This is a genomic window from Paraburkholderia yinzeri (assembly GCF_046581065.1).
GTDB lineage: Bacteria > Pseudomonadota > Gammaproteobacteria > Burkholderiales > Burkholderiaceae > Paraburkholderia.
On sequence record NZ_JBFOCJ010000001.1, the window covers coordinates 1,682,969 to 1,699,786 of the forward strand.

The following is a 16,818-nucleotide window of genomic DNA, read 5'->3' on the forward strand; positions in this document are numbered from 1 at the left end:
CCGACAGACCGTTCAGTCCGCGCGGCGGCGGAACACGAGGTCCCATACGCCGTGGCCCAGGCGCAGGCCCCGTCGCTCGAATTTCGTGACCGGCCGATAGTCCGGGCGCGGCGCGTAGCCGTCTGCGGTGTTCTGCAGCGCGGGCGTCGCACTCAGCACTTCCAGCATCTGTTCGGCGTAGTTCTGCCAGTCGGTGGCGCAGTGCAGGTAGGCACCCGGCTTCATGCGCGAAACCAGCAGTTCGACGAACTTCGGCTGGATCAGGCGGCGCTTGTGATGGCGCGCCTTGTGCCACGGATCCGGGAAGAAGATATGCACGCCGTCGAGGCTCGCGGGCGCGATCATCTGTTCGAGCACCTCGACCGCGTCGTGCTGGATGATGCGGATGTTCGCCAGGTTTTGCTCGCCAATCAGCTTGAGCAGCGCGCCAACACCGGGTTCATGCACCTCGACGCCGAGGAAGTCGTCGTCCGGACGCAGCCCGGCGATTTCCGCCGTGCTCGCGCCCATGCCGAAGCCGATCTCAAGCACGCGCGGCGCGCGGCGGCCGAACACGGCGTCCCAGTCCGCCGGTTGCGGCGTGTAGGGGACGACGAAGCGCGGACCGAGATCGTCGAGCGCGCGGCGCTGGCCCGTCGAGACGCGGCCGGCGCGTGTCACGAAGCTGCGGATGCGGCGGCGGTGCAGGGCGTCGGTCGAAGCGCCTTCGGCGGACTCGTGCGACTCGCCCGATGCGTCGGGCAGCGGGCAGTCGGACGGGACTGCGTCGTTCGGATCGTGATTCATCTTCGCGGATGGGCAGGTGAGGGCAGTGCGCGTTGCGGCCAGACCATGCGGCGCGGAGTCGGCGGGGCAGGCGGGGCGTTTGCGTCTGCTGAAAACAGGATATTGCAGGATCGCGGGATCGGGATCAGGCGGCGGCGCGGACAGGTGGCAGACGGAACCCGCGGGTGCCGCGGGCGCTGCCGTGGCGACCGGCGCCAAAACCGACGCGCATTATAACAGTGCCGTCACGCCGGGCCGCCGGGCGACACGGGATCCTCGTCCGGCTTCTCAATCTGCCGAGATCGTGATGTAGACAGGCGCCGGATAGGTCAGCTCGAAAGCGTCGATGCGGCAGGCGCGCACGTCCAGCAACAGGCGTTCGAGTTGTGCGGCGCGGTCAAGTAGCGGTTGGGCCTCGGAGGGCCCGCGCTCTCCGGCGTCCGCCAGCAGCTTCTTGCGGGCGGTCGCAATTAGCGCGATCGCGCTGGGGCGGGAGATGAAAAATCGTTCCATCGCTGACGGCCTCGCGGGTTGCGCGAAGCGAGTCGGGGTAAGCCGGATCACGGCGTGCCAGCGTGACAAACGCCGGGATGACCCAGGGTGAGCCGGACTTCGAACCTGCGAGAGGGAATTCAGGACAACCCGGGGCTCCTGCACGAGGCCCTTAGCGGGGCTCCGGTAGGTCCGGCAAGATCATGCGGCACTGATGAGCCGATGTGGAGCGGGCGATGGGAATCGAACCCACGTCTCCAGCTTGGGAAGCTGGGGTAATAGCCATTATACGACGCCCGCAGAGCCGGTGATTCTACAGGGAATTTTGGGGTTTGGGCAGTGGGGTGGTTTGGAGGCTGGCATCGAAACTGGCGCGGGTCGCTGGTGGAGCGGTGGCATAACTGGCGGCGAATGTTAGGTTGAGTGCAGTCTGCGGTACCTGGCTAGACCGCTCTTACCCCTTGGCTGAATCAAACGAGCAACGCATTCTCGATATACGCAAACCGGATGATCTAGTGATCGACAAGAGCTCCCGGAACTTGATGTTATACGGGAATCCCGTATAATTTATCTATACGGACCGTGATCGAGACCCCGACTTTCCAGAGACAAGCTGAACGCATTTGGTCTGATGTTGAGCGTCTCGAATTCATTAGTTGGATAGCAGCCAATCCTGATGCCGGGGATGTGATTCCGGGTGCAGATGGCGCTCGCAAAGTGCGGTGGAAGCGTGCCGGTACGGGTAAATCTGGCGGTACGCGAGTGATTTACTTCAACCTGACCGATGAGGAAATCGTGTTGCTCGTAGCTATCTATGCCAAAGCCGAACGCGAGAACATGCTCCCCAAAGACATCCGAAAGGTGATGTGATGGACATCGAGAAAATTGCTAAGGCAATCGAGGCCGACGCCGGTGAGTCGTTGCCAGATCTACGTCAAGCGCTTGAGGAAGCAGGGGCGCGCATTGGTCGTATGACGACTCCGGAGCAGATGCTTGTGCGTCAGGCGCGTGAGGCAGCAGGTATGACTCAACCTGCATTTGCCGAGCGAATTGGTACGCCGGTTGCTACCTTGCGCGACTGGGAGCAGGGTCGCTTTGCGCCGTCGGGCGCGGTGCTGTGCCTGCTACGCTTGCTTACCCGGCACCCCGAACTGACGGCTGAACTTGCCGCGTAGTTCTCACTGATCGTATTTGCCCATATGGAGCCCGCCTTTGAGCGGGCTTTTTCATAACGACGCCGCCCGCATCCGTCAAATTCCAAACAACGTGAGCGATACCGCCGCGCGTGTGATCACCATCAGCAGCACCTGCACGATGACGAAGAGCAGGATTGGAGAAAGATCGAGCCCGCCGAACTGCGGGACGATGCGACGCAGCGGGTTAAGGAACGGCGCTGTCAACTGGAACAGCACTGGCATGGCCGGCGACTGCGGATTGAGCCACGACAGCAGCGCCATCAGGATCGTGAGCCAGATGAGCAGATTGAGCGCCCATTTCACGACGGTCAGCACGGCGACGACAAGGAGGGTCGGCAAGAGGCCGAACGGATCGACGCCGGCCAGCCAGACCATCACCAGCACGTAGGCAATGGCGGCGATCAGCGCGGCGACCACGCTGGCCCAGTCGATGCCGCGCATGCCGGGTATGACGCGTCGCAGCGGCAGCACGAGCCAGTTGGTCACCTGTTGCACCGCGTGGCTGACCGGGTTGTAGGCAGCGACCCGGACGTACTGCAGCCAGGCGCGCAAAAGCAGGGCGGCGCCAAACAGCGTGAAAATCGTGTTGAGCAGAAAGCGGGCGATATCGCCGAACATCGGTGTTTTTTCTCCGTAGGGCTGGCGGTGGCGCGGACGGCCGCCGGGTCGTGATCAGGGTTGAGGCGGCGTTGCTTAGACCGAGATTTTGATCTCGCTGATCAGGATCGTGCCATTTCCGCCGTCGGTGTAGTTGGGAATGTCGTCGAGCAGCGTTTTGGCATGCGGCTGGAACACGGCGTAGAACGCTTCCGCGGTGTCGAACAGGAAGTGGCCCGCCGCGACATACGGCGGCGGCGTGCCCGGCGGCCCCGCATTGATGCCGATATCGACCGACCAGCCGCGCAGCGCATCGCCGAACAGGCGCGCGGCAAGCGGCATGTGGTGCGTACAGTAGTACTCGCTGTCGAAACGTCCGTTTTCGCGGTACGGATAGAGGATGCTGACCTTGATCATTGTGCGTTCTCGTCGGTGAATCCCGGGGCGCGGGCCGTATGGTCCGGGCGGCGCGCGCCGTTGCCACATTACCACGGCTTTCGCGGGCGCTGTGTAGTGCCGCGCGCCGAGGCGCCGGCATCGTGCGCAATCTGCACACGTGCGCAGGCTATGTTCGATATCGTACCGATACGCAGGATCGTGGCAGCTACAAAGAGCGAAGGATAGTCTGACAGACACGCTGCTGGGGCGCCATGTATTGCCTGCGCCGCTCATGGCGCAGAAATTGCATAGCTCCGGTCCCCAAGGCCCAAACGGCCTGGCTCAAAGCGATCGACAATGCAAGTGGGATATGCGCTACGAATGCGGCTATCTCACAACAAGGCAGTCAGTGTCTCAAAATTTGCGCACAATGGTCTCAAGCGTTTCGGTTTTGTCGTTGCAGTCCTGAGCTGTTTCCTGTCGGTAGTCCGATTCGGGAGTTCGCCATGAGCATCTTCGCTTACCGAAAGCATCTGCGGTTTCTTACGCCCGTCCAGCGGCGCCGCTGGTGGGATCAGAAGAAGCGCCTGAAGCCCAGGGTGCAGATCAGCGGTGCTTACGTGCCGCCCAGCATCACCCGCGAGTTCACTTATGTGAAGGTCGGATAGGGGTCGGCATAGCCGCCGGGGCGGCGCTTTCAGCCCGTTCTCAGCCAGCAGCAGGATGCCCGGTCGACGACCGGGCATCGTCGTTTACGGGCGCGGCGAACGGCGCCTCCAGCCAATTTGTAATCAAACTTTACCGGGCAATTTGTCTCGCCGGGTGCACCGGACGGTAAGAATGACAGCCCGCCGCTACGTCTGACGATTAATGCCTTGGGGCGGCGCGTCTGCGGGGTTCTACTAATGCGTGCCTGTCGCACGGGTGCGTCAGAGGGCAGCACTCTGTAAAAACAGGCTTGCAATTTGCAACAAATGCCCACCGCCAGAGCGCCGTGTTTTCGATACATTGGAATCGTCGGTTGTGTCCGTCTGTCTAACAGATTGAAGTTGGCGCCATTGCTGGCTGTCAGGAGAAGAGAAGTGAAAAAGACCGTTTCGTTTATCGTTGCCGCTGCGCTGGGTCTGGGGCTCGTCAGCGCGGCCGAGGCGCACGTTTCGGTGGGTATCGGTATCGGCATTCCCGTTGCACCCGCTTATCCGGTGTACGCAGCGCCGGTCTACGCGCCGCCGCCGCCCGTCGTTTATGCACCGCCGCCGGTTGTCTATGCGCCGCCGCCTGCGGTCGTCGTCGGCGGCTACTGGGGCCATCCGTACTGGGGGCATCCGTATTATCGCGGCTACTACCACGGTTATCACGGTTATTACCACGGCGGTTATTACCGTCATTGATCGCGCGGGCGGCTCCGGGCCGCCTCGTGACCGTTTTGCGCAAACGGCGCAACGTATGGCTCATGCCGCGTTGCGCCGTTTGCTTTTTGCGCGTCCCCCGGTGAGACGCCTTCGTGGAATCAGGACGCGTGCTGGACGATCAGGTCGCGATAGCCGTGCACGATCACGCTATATGAGAACCATGCAAATAGCAGCGCGGAAACCACGTGACACGCGCGCAGCAGCCCGGTGCCGGCACGCTTGCGTCCGTGGCTCGCGAGGCTGCAGAGGAAGAGGGTCCAGCCGAGGCCGCCGAGGAAGAAGCCGGAGAGAAATAGCGCCGCCGCGCCCGCGCTCGTCGCGCCCGACTTCGCAATCAGCGCGCCGCCCACGGCCGCGAACCACAAGATCGCGCTAGGCGAAGAAAGCGCGAGCAGCACGCCGCGCAAGAAGCCGCGCCACGGGCCTGGCAGCGGCGAGGCGAGGTCCGCCTCGCCCTCGACAGGCGGCGCAGCGGCCGGGTTGAGCGCCTCGCGCGCCATCTTCCAGGTGAGCATCAGCAGAATGGCCGAGCCGCCGATCCAGACGACCCAGCGTACGGCCTCGAACTGCAGCAATGCCGCCATGCCCGCGAGGGCGAGCGCCGCGTAGATGAGATCGCCGAAACAGGAGCCGAGGCCCAGCCAGAATCCTGGCCGGAAGCCGTGCGAGAGCGTGAGCGAGATGATCGCGACGTTGACGAGACCGATATCGAGGCAGAGCGAGAGCGAAAGGAAAAAGCCGTCGGACAGCAGGGAGAAGTGAGGCATTGAAGCGATTTCTTGTTCGAATGGAGCGCGTGGCGTCCGGATTTCAGGGCGTCCACACCGTGCGCGTGGGCGCCCATAGTAAGCTTTCGTTAATCAGACGCCAATACACAGGTATTTGAGCTCGACGTACTCGTCGATGCCGTACTTCGAGCCTTCGCGCCCGAGCCCCGACTGCTTGACGCCGCCGAACGGCGCAACCTCGTTCGAGATGAGGCCCGTGTTGATTCCCACCATCCCGTACTCGAGCGCTTCGGCCACACGCCACGCGCGAGCGATGTCGCGGCTGTAGAAGTACGCCGCAAGCCCGAAATCGGTGTCGTTGGCGAGGCGGATCGCGTCCGCTTCGTCTTCGAAGCGGAACACGGCCGCGACGGGTCCGAAGGTCTCTTCCTGTGCGATCAGCATGTCTCGCGTGGCGTTCGCGAGCACCGTCGGTTCGACGAAGCGGCCCTCGCGCACGCTGCCTCCCGTGACGAGCGTGGCGCCCTTCGCGGTGGCGTCACCGATGTGCTGGACTACCTTTTCGACTGCGGCGTCGTCGATCAGCGGGCCTTGAGTCACGTCCGACTCGAAGCCGTTGCCCACGCGGATGCCGCGCGAGGCCGCGGCGAGCTTGCCGACGAAGGCGTCGTAGACGGAGTCGTGCACGTAGAAGCGGTTCGTGCAGACGCAGGTCTGGCCCGCGTTGCGGTACTTCGAGATCGTGGCGCCCTCGACCGCGGCGTCGAGGTCGGCGTCGTCGAACACGATGAACGGGGCGTGACCGCCGAGTTCGAGCGCGATCTTCTTGACCGTCGGCGCGCACTGCCGCATGAGGATGCGGCCCACCGGCGTGGAACCCGTGAACGACAGATGCCGCACGACGTCGCTCTCGCACAGTACCTTGCCGATTTCGATCGAGTTCGCCGCGCTGGCCGTCAGGACATGGAACACGCCGCGCGGCACGCCCGCGCGCTGCGCGAGCTCCGCCAGGGCCAGCGCGCAAAGCGGCGTCTGCTCGGCGGGCTTCACGACGATCGTACAGCCCGCCGCGAGCGCGGGCGCGACCTTGCGGGTGATCATCGCGATGGGGAAATTCCAGGGCGTAATCGACGCGCAAACGCCGATCGGCTGCTTCAGGACGACTAACTTTCTATCTGCCGCGGGACTCGCCAGAACGTCGCCGTTCACGCGCTTCGCCTCTTCCGCGAACCATTCGAGAAACGAGGCGCCGTAGGCGACTTCGCCGCGCGCTTCGGCAAGCGGCTTGCCCTGTTCGGCGGTCATGATGACGGCCAGGTCGTCCGCATGCTCGGTCACGAGTTCGAACCAGCGACGCAGAACCGCCGCGCGCGCCTTGCCCGTGAGCGTGCGCCACGCGGGCAGGGCCGCGTGCGCCGCGGCGATCGCGCGGCGCGCCTCGTCCGCGCCGCAGTCCGGCACGCGGGTGATCTCGGCGTTGTCGGCGGGATCGAGCACGGCGAACTCCGTCGTGCCGCCGCTCCATTCGCCGTCGATCCAGGCGCGGGTCTTGAAAAGTGCGGGATCCTTTAACTGTGTCAGGCGCTCCGATGCCAGCAGAATCATCTTCGTGTCTCCTGAGTGCGTGAGCGGCGGGCAGGAGACACGTGGTGCCTCAGAGCCCGAGTTCGTCGTACAGCTTGTCGACGCGGGTTTTCACGTCGGCGTCCATTTCGATGGCGCGGCCCCATTCGCGCGAGGTTTCGCCAGGCCACTTGTTGGTCGCGTCGAGGCCCATCTTCGACCCGAGCCCTGCGACGGGCGAGGCGAAATCCAGATAGTCGATAGGGGTGTTCTCGACGAGCACGGTATCGCGCGCGGGGTCGATGCGCGTCGTGATCGCCCAGATCACTTCCTTCCAGTCGCGGATGTTCACGTCATCGTCGACCACGACGATGAACTTTGTATACATGAACTGGCGCAGGAAACTCCAGACGCCGAACATCACGCGTTTGGCGTGCCCGGGATAGCTCTTCTTCATCTGCACGATCGCCATGCGATAGCTGCAGCCTTCGGGCGGCAGATAGAAGTCCGTGATTTCAGGGAACTGCTTTTGCAGCAGCGGCACGAATACCTCGTTGAGCGCCACGCCGAGCACGGCGGGCTCGTCGGGCGGCTTGCCGGTGTAGGTCGAGTGGTAGATCGCATCGCGGCGCATCGTCATGCGTTCGACCGTGAAGACGGGGAACCACTCCTGTTCGTTGTAGTAGCCGGTGTGATCGCCGTACGGGCCTTCGAGCGCGTGCTCGTACGCCGCGCTCGCGCCCCTGGTGGGACGCGGCGGCGCGCCAGCGGGCGCCGGTTCCGGAACGCCCGCCTGCGGATAAATGAAACCTTCGAGGACGATTTCCGCGCGCGCCGGCACTTGCAGCGTGTCGACGCCGGGCGTCAGGCACTTCGCAAGTTCGGTTCGGCTGCCGCGCAGAAGGCCGGCGAACTGGTATTCGGAAAGCGTGTCGGGCACGGGCGTCACGGCGCCGAGAATGGTCGCCGGATCGGCGCCGAGCACGACCGCGACCGGGTAGGGCTGGCCGGGGTGGCGCAGCGCGAACTCGCGGAAGTCGAGCGCGCCGCCCCGGTGCGCGAGCCAGCGCATGATGAGCTTGTTGCGGCCGATCAACTGCTGGCGGTAGATACCCAGGTTCTGGCGCGTCTTGTTCGGCCCGCGTGTTACGGTGAGGCCCCAGGTGACGAGAGGGCCGGCGTCGCCAGGCCAGCAGGTCTGGACAGGCAGCTTCGCAAGATCGACGTCCTGCCCTTCCCAGACGATTTCCTGGCACGGCGGCGAGCCGACCGTCTTCGGCGCCATGTCCCAGACCGCCTTCGCCAGCGTAAGCAGCTTGCCCGCATCTTTCAGGCCGCGCGGCGGATCGGGTTCCTTGAGCGCGGAGAGCAGGCGGCCCACGTCGCGCAGCGATTCCAATGCGGCGCCGTCGCCCGCGCCGCCTTGATCCGGTGCGGGCGCGTCGATGCCCATCCCGAGCGCAACGCGGCGCGGCGTGCCGAACAGGTTGCCGAGGACCGGGAACGCATGGGTCGAGCGGTTCTCGAAGAGGAGTGCCGGGCCGCCCGCGCGCAGCACGCGGTCGCACAGCTCGGTCATTTCCAGCACCGGGGAGACGGCTTGCGGCACGCGGCGCAGTTCGCCGAGGCTCTCGAGGCGACCGATGAAGTCGCGCAGGTCTTTGTATTTCATCAGGAAAGGGTCGGGGCCACAGCGGCGGGTCGATTGTCGATTTTACCTGTGTTGGTTGGCACACGCTGGCCACCATAATGCGAAATGGTTACAAACGCCCGGTAAATGGCCGCAAACACGCATGGCGCGCGGGTCTCGACCGATTGAAGGCTGTTCATCATTACAATTAGTTATAGATTTGACAATCTATAGTATTGACGATCTATAAAACGCTGCTAGAATCCGTCCACACTGGTTGCAGGGCTTGCAATTTTTAGCCATCGTCCCGGTCCTTCAGACGCAACGCGTCGCCGTTTAGCCGACTCCCTGCACGGCTTTTCACGGTCTAGATTGGTTGTCCATCGCCAGCGCGCCTGTGCGCTGGCTTTTTGCGTGAGAACTCCCGCGTGCCCTTGCGCGCGCCTCAAGCAGTAACGGAGGAGTTCCACCACGGCGTACTCGCCGTTTTCCCGACGCCGCTGCCGCACCAGCCAGGGCGCGCGGTGTCTTGATCCTGCATCGGGCTGATGGCCTCGTGCCGCCCCCGTTTGGCCGGATCATGCAACATGGGGAGATCTGTAGATGAATACCTGGTTATCGTGGTGGCGCGCCGACGAGCGTGTAGCGCTTGGCCTGCGTGCGTTGCTGCGGCGTGGCACCCGTCTGAGCCATCACCTGTTCAGTATTGTTGGCGGCTGTGCCGTCCTGCTCGCGCTTGCCCTCTGGCTGCTGCCCACGTGGCGCGGCACGCTGGCCGCGCGCGTCATGCCCTTCGTTTCGGCGGCCGTGCAGGCCGGTCCGGCGCGCCTCCTGCAAGGCAATCCGCTGCCTTCGCTCGTGCCTCCAGGCGCGGCGGGCGACGAGAGCGAGAACGACGGTTCGACGCTGCCGGTGGCCCTCACGCCCGACGCCGGCGCAAACGGCGCCGGCAACGCGCAACCTGGGCCCGGTCTGGCCACGCTCGACGCGGTCACGCTCAACGGCCTCGATCCGCGTTCGCTGCCCAGCGTCGGCACGCTGGCGCATATGATCCCGTCGCAGCGCATCACGCCCGATGCCCGCGACGATCGCATCCTCGTTTCTGAGAGCGAGCAGGCGCTGGTCGCGAGCTATCTCGCGCGCCGCTATCGCGTGGCGCAGGAGCCGGTGGGCGAACTGGTGAAGGCTGCGTTCGATACCGGCCGGGAAGTGGGGCTTGATCCTCTGCTGTTGCTGGCGGTGATGGCGATCGAGTCGGGCTTCAATCCGTATGCCGAGAGTGGTGTCGGCGCACAGGGCCTGATGCAGGTGATGTCGAAGGTCCATTCCGACAAGTTCCAGTACTTCGGTGGCCAGAACGCGGCACTCGACCCGGTCGCGAACATCAAGGTCGGCGCGCTCGTGCTGAAGGATTGCATCGCGCGCGGCGGCTCGGTGCCGGGCGGTTTGCGTCTGTACGTCGGTTCGACGTCGCAGGACGACGGCGGCTACGGCGCGAAAGTGATGGCCGAGCGTTCGCGTCTGCGCGACGTCGCCCGTGGCCGCAACGTGCCGATCAATGCGCCGCAAGCGCCCGTTACCACGGCTTCGGCCACGACGGCCGCGCCACAGAAGGTGGCGAGCAACAAGCGCGTGCAGGTGACGCTCGACGGCGCTCATCCGATCGTCGAGAAGCCGGCGGTTACGCCGGTCAAGGCGGATCCGGATCAGGACGACGCCAGCGCGAGCGCGCAGAAGCGTAGTTCTTCACCCGAGCTTGGCGCATAAGTCGTCAGCAGCGAGATAGCCGGCCAATCGCCGGACGAAAAAAATGGCGCCCCTGGGCGCCATTTTTATTTGTGCCGGGTTGCGGGCTAGCGGCTGAACAGCCTGTGCAGCCGCTCGACGGCCTCCTCCAGCCGTTCGTACGCCGTGGCATAGGAGAGCCGCACGTACTGGTGTGGCGCTGCCGTGCCGAAATCCATCCCCGGCACCATCACCGTGCCTGCCTCGTGCAGCATCGCGCGCGTCAGGGCATCGCTGTCGCCGGCGGCAGGGTGCGCGACGTGCGTGCAGTCGGCATAGACATAGAATGCACCGTCGGGCATGACCGGCACGCGGAACCCGAGCGATTCGAGCGCCGGTGCGATGAAGTCGCGGCGACGCCGGAATTCGAGGCGGCGCGACTCGTAGATCGCGAGCGTGTCCGGTTCGAAGCAGGCCAGCGCCGCGTGCTGGGCGAGCGCCGACGCGCAGATGAAAAGGTTTTGCGCGAGCTTTTCGAATGCACCGACCAGCGCCGGAGGCACGACGAGCCAGCCAAGCCGCCAGCCGGTCATGTTGAAGTACTTCGAGAAGCTGTTGACGGTCACGACATCGTCGCCGAACGACAGGGCGGACACCGGCGGCGCATCGTAGCTCAGCCCCTGATAGATTTCGTCGACGATCGTGAAGCCGCCGCGTTCGCGCACCGTCTGCACGATGCGCCGAAGCTCGTCGGGCTCGATCGAGGTGCCGGTGGGATTCGAGGGCGAGGCGAGCAGCACGCCGCGCGTACGCGGGGTCCAGAGCCGCTCGACGTCGGCCGCCGTGAGCTGGAAGCGAGCCTCGGGGCCGCTCGGCACGAGCACCGGCTTGCCTTCTGCCGCGGCCACGAAGTGCCGGTTGCAGGGATAGCAGGGGTCGGGCATCAGCACTTCGTCGTCGCGGTCGACGAGTGCCGTACAGGCGAGCAGGAGTGCCGCCGAAGCGCCTGCCGTGACGACGACGCGAGCTGGATCGATCGTCAGGCCGTGCGCATGCTGGTAGTGCGCGGCAATCGCCTCGCGCAGCGCGTGGATGCCGAGCGCACTCGTATACTGCGTGACCCCGCGGCGTAGCGCCGCTGCGGCGGCGTCGACAACGGGCTCCGGCGCCGTGAAGTCCGGTTCGCCAATCCCCATGTGAATGATGTCGCGCCCGGCGCGTTCGAGCTTGGCCGCTTCCTTGGCCAGTTCCATGACGTAGAACGGCTGGATCGCGTCGACGCGCGCAGCAAGCCGCAGGAGCGGTTCGGCAACGGTATTCATGCGGGTGATTCCAGTTTCTTGCTGCCGGCAGAACCGGCGGGTCCGCCGGCGCGGACCGTAAAACGACAGCGAATTCGCAAGGCGGCGGGGCGCACGAGTGCGGCGCGCCCCGCCGCGCGAGACATCACGACCTGCGCGCGGCCTGGGTTTCCGCGGTGCGCAGTTGCACCGCGAGCTTGTCGAGCACGCCGTTGACGTACTTGTAGCCGTCCGAGCCGCCGAACGTCTTCGCCAGTTCGACCGCCTCGTTGATCACGACGCGGTAGGGGATGTCGACGTGGTGCGTCAACTCGTAGGTCGCGACCAGCAGCACCGCGCGCTCGACGGGCGAGAGCTGCTCGATCGGACGGTCGAGGCAGGGCGCGATGGCGGCCGAGAGCGTGTCCGAATCGCGGATCACGCCGTGCAGGATGGCGTCCAGATGCTCGTGATCCGCCTTGTCGTAACCCTGCGAACCGCGCAACTGCGCGTCGATCTCGCCGGCGGGCACAGCCGACAGCAGCCACTGATATAACCCCTGCGTGGCCAGTTCGCGGGAGCGGCGACGCGCGCTCTTCATTGCTCTTCCTCTTCGTCTTCCTCGTCTTCGTCCTCATCGCCGCCGTCGAGCTGCTCGAGCGCGACCGTGAGGTTCGCCATTTCGACCGCGACGCGCGCCGCGTCACGACCCTTCTCGGTCATGCGCGCGACAGCCTGCTCGTCGTTTTCCGTGGTCAGCACGGCGTTCGCCACCGGCACGCCGAAGTCGAGCGCGATGCGCGAAATGCCCGCGCCGCTCTCGTTCGAAACGAGCTCGAAGTGATAGGTCTCGCCGCGCAGGACCGCGCCGAGCGCGATCAACGCGTCGAACTGGCCGCTTTCGGCGAGCTTTTGCAGCGCGAGCGGGATTTCGAGCGCGCCGGGCACGGTGACGAGCAGCACGTCTTCGCCGACCACGCCGAGGCGTTCGAGTTCTTCGATGCAGGCGTCGGCCAGGCCGTTGCAGACGGGTTCGTTAAAGCGCGACTGGACGATGCCGATGCGCAGTCCGTCGCCGTCGAGGTTCGGTTGGTATTGTCCGATTTCCATGTGGTGTCCGTTGGTTCGGTTGTGCGTGGTGACGCGTATGAGTGGGCGCGGAGTGCCTTGTGCCGGGTGGTACTTGTGGCTCAGGCGCGCGTTGCGGCGTGCTCGGCGGCTTCCGGCGGGCACGGCGCTTCGGCGCTGCTGCCGGGCATCGGCACGAAGCCCGTGACTTCGAGCCCGTAGCCCGACATGCTGCCGAGGCGGCGCGGTTTCGACAATACCTGCATGCGGCCCACGCCGAGTTCGCGCAGGATCTGCGCGCCGATGCCGTAAGTCTTGAAGTCCACCGGACGGCGCGCGAGCGCCTCCGCGCGTTCTTTCTGGTCGAACGCCTTGAACATCTCGATCAGATGTTCCTTGGTGTCGCCGCAGTTGAGCATGACGATCACGCCGAGATCGCGTTCGGCGATTTCGCGCATGGCCGCGTCGAGCGTCCACGAGTGCGTGGACGAGCCCGTTTCCAGCAGGTCCAGCATGGAAAGCGGCTCGTGCACGCGCACCGGCGTTTCGCTCTCGGGCGTGGGCGTGCCGCGCACGAGGGCGATGTGCGGCGTGCGCGTCGGATGATCGACGTACATGACTGCACGGAAGGCGCCGTGCGCCGTCTGCATGGTGCGCTCCGCCACGCGTTCGACGATCGATTCCGTGCGGCTGCGGTAGTGGATCAGGTCGGCGATGGTGCCGATCTTCAGGTTGTGCTCCTGCGCGAACTCGATGAGGTCGGGCAGGCGCGCCATCGTGCCGTCGTCCTTGATGACTTCGCAGATCACGGAGGCCGGCGTGAGGCCCGCGATTGCCGTGAAGTCGCAGCCGGCCTCGGTGTGGCCCGCGCGCACGAGCACGCCGCCCGGCTGCGCCATGATCGGGAATACGTGGCCCGGCTGCACGATGTGCTCGGCGCGCGCGTCGTGCGCGACCGCGGCCTGGATCGTGCGGGCGCGGTCGGCGGCGGAAATGCCGGTCGTCACGCCCTCGGCCGCCTCGATGCTCACCGTGAACGCGGTGCCGTACTGCGTGCCGTTGCGGTAGGTCATGAGCGGCAGGTTGAGCTGCTTGCAGCGTTCCTGCGTGAGCGTCAGGCAGATCAGGCCCCGACCGTACTTCGCCATGAAGTTGATGGCCTCGGGCGTGATGAATTCCGCGGCGATGACGAGGTCGCCCTCGTTTTCCCGGTCTTCTTCGTCGACGAGGATCACCATCCGGCCGGCTTTGAGCTCGGCGATGATCTCCAGGGTGGTGGCGAGGGTCATGTTGGTGAGGTCTTTTCGGGAAAGCGCATATTTTACGCCACGGCGGGCGGCAAGTTGCTGTCAGCGGGGATGAGGGTTGGCCGAACGGCCGGCTGGGCAGCGCAAAACGCAGTCGGCACAATAGTAACGGTTGACGTTATTAACGCATTGCGTTACTATCCCCGATGATTACTTCGTTTGCATGCCGTGATACCGAGGCGCTCTTCTTTGGGCGCCGTGTCGCCCGCTTTGCCTTGATCGAACGGGTGGCGATTCGCAAGCTGCAGCAGATCCACGCCGCCGCCACGCTCTCGTTTCTGCGAGCGCCGCCCGGCAACCGGCTGGAGCGCTTGTCGGGCGATCGCGAAGGCTGGTACAGCATCCGCATCAACGTGCAATGGCGGATCTGCTTTCACTTCGAAGACGGCGAGGCAGCGGAGGTCCGCATCATCGACTACCACTGAGGAGCAGCAACATGGTACGGGAAGTTCCGCTTGCAACACCGGGCGAGATTCTTTCGGAAGACTGGCTCAAGCCCATGGGCATCAGCCAGTACGCGCTCGCCAAGGCGATCGGCGTGCCGCCGCGCCGCATCAACGAGATCGTGCTCGGCAAGCGCGCCATCACGGCCGACACCGCCGTGCGCCTCGCCGTCTATTTCGGCACCGACGCGCGCAGCTGGATGGAGCTGCAGGCGCATTACGACACCGAACTCGCGCGCGAGCAATTGCAGGACGTGCTCGCGCGCATCCAGCCGCGCGTGCCTGCCGAGCCTGCTTGAAACCGGCGTGAAACCGGCCTGAAACCCGACTGAAGCGTTGCTGCCGCGCCCGCGCGTGGTAGCACCGATGCGTCAGCGCAGGATGACGTCGTCCGCAAGACCCTTCGTCAGTTCGAGCGCCTGGCGCTCGAACAGCCGGCGATACAGCCCGCTCTCGCGGCGAATCAGGGCGTCGTGGCTGCCTTCTTCCACCACGCGCCCGCGCTCCAGCACGAGCAGCCGGTCGAGCGAGCGCACCGTCGAGAGCCGGTGCGCGACGACCACGGTCGTCCTGCCCACCATCAATCGCTCCATGGCCTGCTGGATCAGCACTTCGCTTTCGCTGTCGAGGCTCGAAGTCGCTTCGTCGAAGATCAGGATCGGTGCGTTCGCGAGGAACGCGCGTGCAATCGCCACTCGCTGGCGCTCGCCGCCCGAGAGCTTCACGCCGCGCTCGCCCACGAGCGTGTCGTAACCGTGCGGCAGCGCGGCGATGAAGTCGTGCGCGCTGGCCTGCCTTGCCGCGCGCTCGATCTCGGCGCGCGTAGCGCCTGGCCGTGCATAGGCAATGTTCTCCGCGAGCGAGCGGTGGAACAGCACCGGCTCCTGCTGCACGATGGCGATCTGCGAACGCAGCGAGGCCTGCTGCACGCGCGCGATGTCCTGGCCGTCGATCGTGATGCGGCCGCCGGACACGTCGTACAGGCGCTGAATCAGCTTGATCAGCGTCGTCTTGCCCGAGCCCGAGTGGCCGACGAGACCCACGCGCTCGCCCGGCGCGATCCGCAGCTTGAGGTTCTCGTAGAGCGGCCGTTGATCTGCACCGTAGCGGAACGTCATGTTTTCGAACTGGATGTCGCCGCGGTCGATCACGATGGGCGGTGCGCCCGGCTTGTCGTCGATCCCGAGCGGCTGGGCGTCCAGCATCACGAGTTCTTCCATGTCGTTGACCGAGCGCTGCAGGTTGCGAACGTGCATGCCGACGTCGCGCAGATAGCCCTTCAGCAGGAAGAACAGCGTGAGCGCGAACGTGATGTCGCCGACGCTCGCGAGCCCGCGCGCCCACAGCATGAGCGCTGCGCCGAGAATCGCCGCCTGCATGGCCACGAGCAGCACGCCCTGTACGCCGCCGTTGAACGTGCCGCGCCGCCACGTGCGTCGCGTGCGCTTGTCCCACTTCGAAACGACGCGCGCGAGCCGCGCCTCTTCGCGCGTTTCCGCGCCGAACGCCTTGACGACCGCGTTGCAAGAAATTGCGTCGGCGAGCGCGCCGCCCATCTTCGTGTCCCACGCGTTCGCGAGCCGCGCGGACGGCGCGACGTAGAAGAGCGAAAGCGAGACCGTGATGGCGAGATAGAGCAGGGAACCGAGGCCTACCACGAGTCCCATCACATGCCACTGCAGCGCGAGCAGGACGGTCGAGCCGACCAGCATCACGAGCGAGGGAAAGAGGGCGACGAGCAGCGTGTCGTTGAGCAGGTCGAGCGCCCACATGCCGCGCGTGATCTTGCGCACGGTCGAGCCCGCGAAACTGTTCGCGTGCCAGTCGGTGGAGAAGCGCTGCACACGGTGGAACGCCTGCGTGGCGATCTCGCTCATCATCCTCAGCGTGAGCACGATAATGTTCTGGAATGCTAACTGGCGCATGAGCGTGCCTGCCAGCCCGAGCGCGGTGAGCATCCAGAACGCGGCAATGGCGGCATGCCACGTAGGCGCCGCGCCGCTCGCGGCGTTGCGGGCCAAGGCGTCGACGAGTTCGCCCGCGTAATGCGGCGTGAACACGTCGGCGAGTGCGCCGAACAGCGCGGCGAGCGCCACGGCAAGCACGCGCGCAGGTTGGCGTGTCCAATGGCGCCAGGTGAAGCCGAGAACGTCTCGGAACGTGCGTCCGCCGGAACCGGTCTTTGTCTTTTGGTCGGTCATGGATAGCGTACTCCGGACTTTGCGTCCGGAGGC

Annotated in this window: 19 protein-coding genes and 1 tRNA gene; 7 read left to right on the top strand and 13 right to left on the bottom strand. The window is 65.3% G+C overall.

The genetic code is table 11. The annotated features are described in order from the left end of the window. Positions 1 to 12: 12 nt before the first annotated feature. The 3 genes from trmB to WJ542_RS08075 all read right to left on the bottom strand — a co-directional run bounded on the left by trmB (position 13) and on the right by WJ542_RS08075 (position 1,557). Positions 13 to 786 (bottom strand): tRNA (guanosine(46)-N7)-methyltransferase TrmB, encoded by a 774-nt coding sequence (gene trmB / locus WJ542_RS08065; RefSeq protein ID WP_411188774.1) that lies wholly within the window; start codon positions 784 to 786, stop codon positions 13 to 15. A 267-nt stretch (positions 787 to 1,053) separates the two neighbouring features. Further along, complete coding sequence (locus tag WJ542_RS08070; RefSeq protein WP_411188775.1) at positions 1,054 to 1,278, bottom strand: hypothetical protein; 225 nt, start codon at positions 1,276 to 1,278, stop codon at positions 1,054 to 1,056. Positions 1,279 to 1,482: 204 nt separating this feature from the next. Continuing rightward, a tRNA-Gly gene (locus WJ542_RS08075) sits at positions 1,483 to 1,557 on the bottom strand. Positions 1,558 to 1,830: 273 nt separating this feature from the next. On the opposite strand from WJ542_RS08075, the gene WJ542_RS08080 reads away from it, so the two are divergent. Both WJ542_RS08080 and WJ542_RS08085 read left to right on the top strand, forming a co-directional pair. Next, the gene (locus WJ542_RS08080) at positions 1,831 to 2,127 is read left to right on the top strand and encodes a DNA-binding protein (protein WP_411190505.1); all 297 of its coding nucleotides are present in this window, start codon (positions 1,831 to 1,833) and stop codon (positions 2,125 to 2,127) included. After that, positions 2,127 to 2,432 carry a helix-turn-helix domain-containing protein gene (locus WJ542_RS08085; RefSeq protein WP_411188776.1) on the top strand — a complete coding sequence of 102 codons (306 nt, stop codon included), beginning with the start codon at positions 2,127 to 2,129 and terminating at the stop codon, positions 2,430 to 2,432. Before WJ542_RS08080 ends, WJ542_RS08085 begins: the two co-directional genes overlap by 1 nt. Positions 2,433 to 2,507: 75 nt before the next feature. Here the strand turns inward: WJ542_RS08085 and WJ542_RS08090 are convergent, their stop codons facing one another. Together WJ542_RS08090 and WJ542_RS08095 are read right to left on the bottom strand one after the other, a co-directional pair. Beyond that, positions 2,508 to 3,071: a YggT family protein gene (locus WJ542_RS08090; RefSeq protein ID WP_411188778.1), complete on the bottom strand. Its 564-nt coding sequence runs from the start codon at positions 3,069 to 3,071 to the stop codon at positions 2,508 to 2,510. A 75-nt stretch (positions 3,072 to 3,146) separates the two neighbouring features. After that, a complete protein-coding gene (locus WJ542_RS08095; protein WP_411188779.1) occupies positions 3,147 to 3,467 on the bottom strand; it encodes an EthD family reductase in 321 nt (106 codons plus the stop codon). 467 nt (positions 3,468 to 3,934) lie between these two features. Here WJ542_RS08095 and WJ542_RS08100 point away from each other — a divergent pair, with 467 nt between their 5' ends. After that, a complete protein-coding gene (locus tag WJ542_RS08100; RefSeq protein ID WP_169740107.1) occupies positions 3,935 to 4,096 on the top strand; it encodes a hypothetical protein in 162 nt (53 codons plus the stop codon). 414 nt (positions 4,097 to 4,510) lie between these two features. Then, complete coding sequence (locus tag WJ542_RS08105; RefSeq protein WP_411188780.1) at positions 4,511 to 4,819, top strand: hypothetical protein; 309 nt, start codon at positions 4,511 to 4,513, stop codon at positions 4,817 to 4,819. A 119-nt stretch (positions 4,820 to 4,938) separates the two neighbouring features. Here the strand turns inward: WJ542_RS08105 and WJ542_RS08110 are convergent, their stop codons facing one another. From WJ542_RS08110 to WJ542_RS08120, 3 genes are all read right to left on the bottom strand, one after another. After that, positions 4,939 to 5,607 carry a LysE family translocator gene (locus WJ542_RS08110; protein ID WP_411188781.1) on the bottom strand — a complete coding sequence of 223 codons (669 nt, stop codon included), beginning with the start codon at positions 5,605 to 5,607 and terminating at the stop codon, positions 4,939 to 4,941. A 93-nt stretch (positions 5,608 to 5,700) separates the two neighbouring features. Further along, entirely contained in the window at positions 5,701 to 7,173 is a 1,473-nt protein-coding gene (locus WJ542_RS08115; protein WP_411188782.1) for an NAD-dependent succinate-semialdehyde dehydrogenase, read from the bottom strand. 49 nt (positions 7,174 to 7,222) lie between these two features. Then, on the bottom strand, positions 7,223 to 8,803 hold the full coding sequence (locus WJ542_RS08120) for a UbiD family decarboxylase (RefSeq protein ID WP_411188783.1): 1,581 nt from the start codon (positions 8,801 to 8,803) through the stop codon (positions 7,223 to 7,225). 561 nt (positions 8,804 to 9,364) lie between these two features. Between WJ542_RS08120 and WJ542_RS08125 the strand changes: the two genes are divergently transcribed. Further along, a complete protein-coding gene (locus WJ542_RS08125; RefSeq protein ID WP_411188784.1) occupies positions 9,365 to 10,528 on the top strand; it encodes a transglycosylase SLT domain-containing protein in 1,164 nt (387 codons plus the stop codon). Between the two features lie 86 nt (positions 10,529 to 10,614). On the opposite strand, the gene WJ542_RS08130 is transcribed toward WJ542_RS08125, so the two are convergent. From WJ542_RS08130 to ribBA, 4 genes are all read right to left on the bottom strand, one after another. Next, positions 10,615 to 11,808: a pyridoxal phosphate-dependent aminotransferase gene (locus WJ542_RS08130; protein WP_411188785.1), complete on the bottom strand. Its 1,194-nt coding sequence runs from the start codon at positions 11,806 to 11,808 to the stop codon at positions 10,615 to 10,617. Between the two features lie 124 nt (positions 11,809 to 11,932). Beyond that, positions 11,933 to 12,367, bottom strand: a complete 435-nt coding sequence (nusB, locus tag WJ542_RS08135; RefSeq protein WP_411188786.1) for a transcription antitermination factor NusB — start codon at positions 12,365 to 12,367, stop codon at positions 11,933 to 11,935. Continuing rightward, positions 12,364 to 12,876 carry a 6,7-dimethyl-8-ribityllumazine synthase gene (ribH, locus tag WJ542_RS08140; RefSeq protein ID WP_411188787.1) on the bottom strand — a complete coding sequence of 171 codons (513 nt, stop codon included), beginning with the start codon at positions 12,874 to 12,876 and terminating at the stop codon, positions 12,364 to 12,366. The genes nusB and ribH overlap by 4 nt, the downstream gene beginning before the upstream one ends. An 80-nt stretch (positions 12,877 to 12,956) precedes the next feature. Next, positions 12,957 to 14,123, bottom strand: a complete 1,167-nt coding sequence (gene ribBA, locus WJ542_RS08145) for a bifunctional 3,4-dihydroxy-2-butanone-4-phosphate synthase/GTP cyclohydrolase II (protein ID WP_411188788.1) — start codon at positions 14,121 to 14,123, stop codon at positions 12,957 to 12,959. A gap of 164 nt (positions 14,124 to 14,287) precedes the next feature. On the opposite strand from ribBA, the gene WJ542_RS08150 reads away from it, so the two are divergent. Further along, the gene (locus tag WJ542_RS08150; protein WP_411188790.1) at positions 14,288 to 14,566 is read left to right on the top strand and encodes a type II toxin-antitoxin system RelE/ParE family toxin; all 279 of its coding nucleotides are present in this window, start codon (positions 14,288 to 14,290) and stop codon (positions 14,564 to 14,566) included. Between the two features lie 11 nt (positions 14,567 to 14,577). Next, positions 14,578 to 14,883: a HigA family addiction module antitoxin gene (locus WJ542_RS08155; RefSeq protein WP_411188791.1), complete on the top strand. Its 306-nt coding sequence runs from the start codon at positions 14,578 to 14,580 to the stop codon at positions 14,881 to 14,883. Between the two features lie 72 nt (positions 14,884 to 14,955). Here WJ542_RS08155 and WJ542_RS08160 read toward each other — a convergent pair whose 3' ends face one another. Further along, positions 14,956 to 16,785 carry an ABC transporter ATP-binding protein gene (locus WJ542_RS08160; RefSeq protein WP_411188792.1) on the bottom strand — a complete coding sequence of 610 codons (1,830 nt, stop codon included), beginning with the start codon at positions 16,783 to 16,785 and terminating at the stop codon, positions 14,956 to 14,958. Positions 16,786 to 16,818 lie beyond the last annotated feature (33 nt).

Bases quoted from the DNA above. Each gene is read 5' to 3' on its own strand.
- trmB (WP_411188774.1), bottom strand. From the start codon at position 786: ATGAATCACGATCCGAACGACGCAGTCCCGTCCGACTGCCCGCTGCCC.
- WJ542_RS08070 (WP_411188775.1), bottom strand. From the start codon at position 1,278: ATGGAACGATTTTTCATCTCCCGCCCCAGCGCGATCGCGCTAATTGCG.
- WJ542_RS08085 (WP_411188776.1), top strand. From the start codon at position 2,127: ATGGACATCGAGAAAATTGCTAAGGCAATCGAGGCCGACGCCGGTGAG.
- WJ542_RS08090 (WP_411188778.1), bottom strand. From the start codon at position 3,071: ATGTTCGGCGATATCGCCCGCTTTCTGCTCAACACGATTTTCACGCTG.
- WJ542_RS08095 (WP_411188779.1), bottom strand. From the start codon at position 3,467: ATGATCAAGGTCAGCATCCTCTATCCGTACCGCGAAAACGGACGTTTC.
- WJ542_RS08100 (WP_169740107.1), top strand. From the start codon at position 3,935: ATGAGCATCTTCGCTTACCGAAAGCATCTGCGGTTTCTTACGCCCGTC.
- WJ542_RS08110 (WP_411188781.1), bottom strand. From the start codon at position 5,607: ATGCCTCACTTCTCCCTGCTGTCCGACGGCTTTTTCCTTTCGCTCTCG.
- WJ542_RS08115 (WP_411188782.1), bottom strand. From the start codon at position 7,173: ATGATTCTGCTGGCATCGGAGCGCCTGACACAGTTAAAGGATCCCGCA.
- WJ542_RS08120 (WP_411188783.1), bottom strand. From the start codon at position 8,803: ATGAAATACAAAGACCTGCGCGACTTCATCGGTCGCCTCGAGAGCCTC.
- WJ542_RS08125 (WP_411188784.1), top strand. From the start codon at position 9,365: ATGAATACCTGGTTATCGTGGTGGCGCGCCGACGAGCGTGTAGCGCTT.
- WJ542_RS08130 (WP_411188785.1), bottom strand. From the start codon at position 11,808: ATGAATACCGTTGCCGAACCGCTCCTGCGGCTTGCTGCGCGCGTCGAC.
- nusB (WP_411188786.1), bottom strand. From the start codon at position 12,367: ATGAAGAGCGCGCGTCGCCGCTCCCGCGAACTGGCCACGCAGGGGTTA.
- ribH (WP_411188787.1), bottom strand. From the start codon at position 12,876: ATGGAAATCGGACAATACCAACCGAACCTCGACGGCGACGGACTGCGC.
- ribBA (WP_411188788.1), bottom strand. From the start codon at position 14,123: ATGACCCTCGCCACCACCCTGGAGATCATCGCCGAGCTCAAAGCCGGC.
- WJ542_RS08150 (WP_411188790.1), top strand. From the start codon at position 14,288: ATGATTACTTCGTTTGCATGCCGTGATACCGAGGCGCTCTTCTTTGGG.
- WJ542_RS08155 (WP_411188791.1), top strand. From the start codon at position 14,578: ATGGTACGGGAAGTTCCGCTTGCAACACCGGGCGAGATTCTTTCGGAA.
- WJ542_RS08160 (WP_411188792.1), bottom strand. From the start codon at position 16,785: ATGACCGACCAAAAGACAAAGACCGGTTCCGGCGGACGCACGTTCCGA.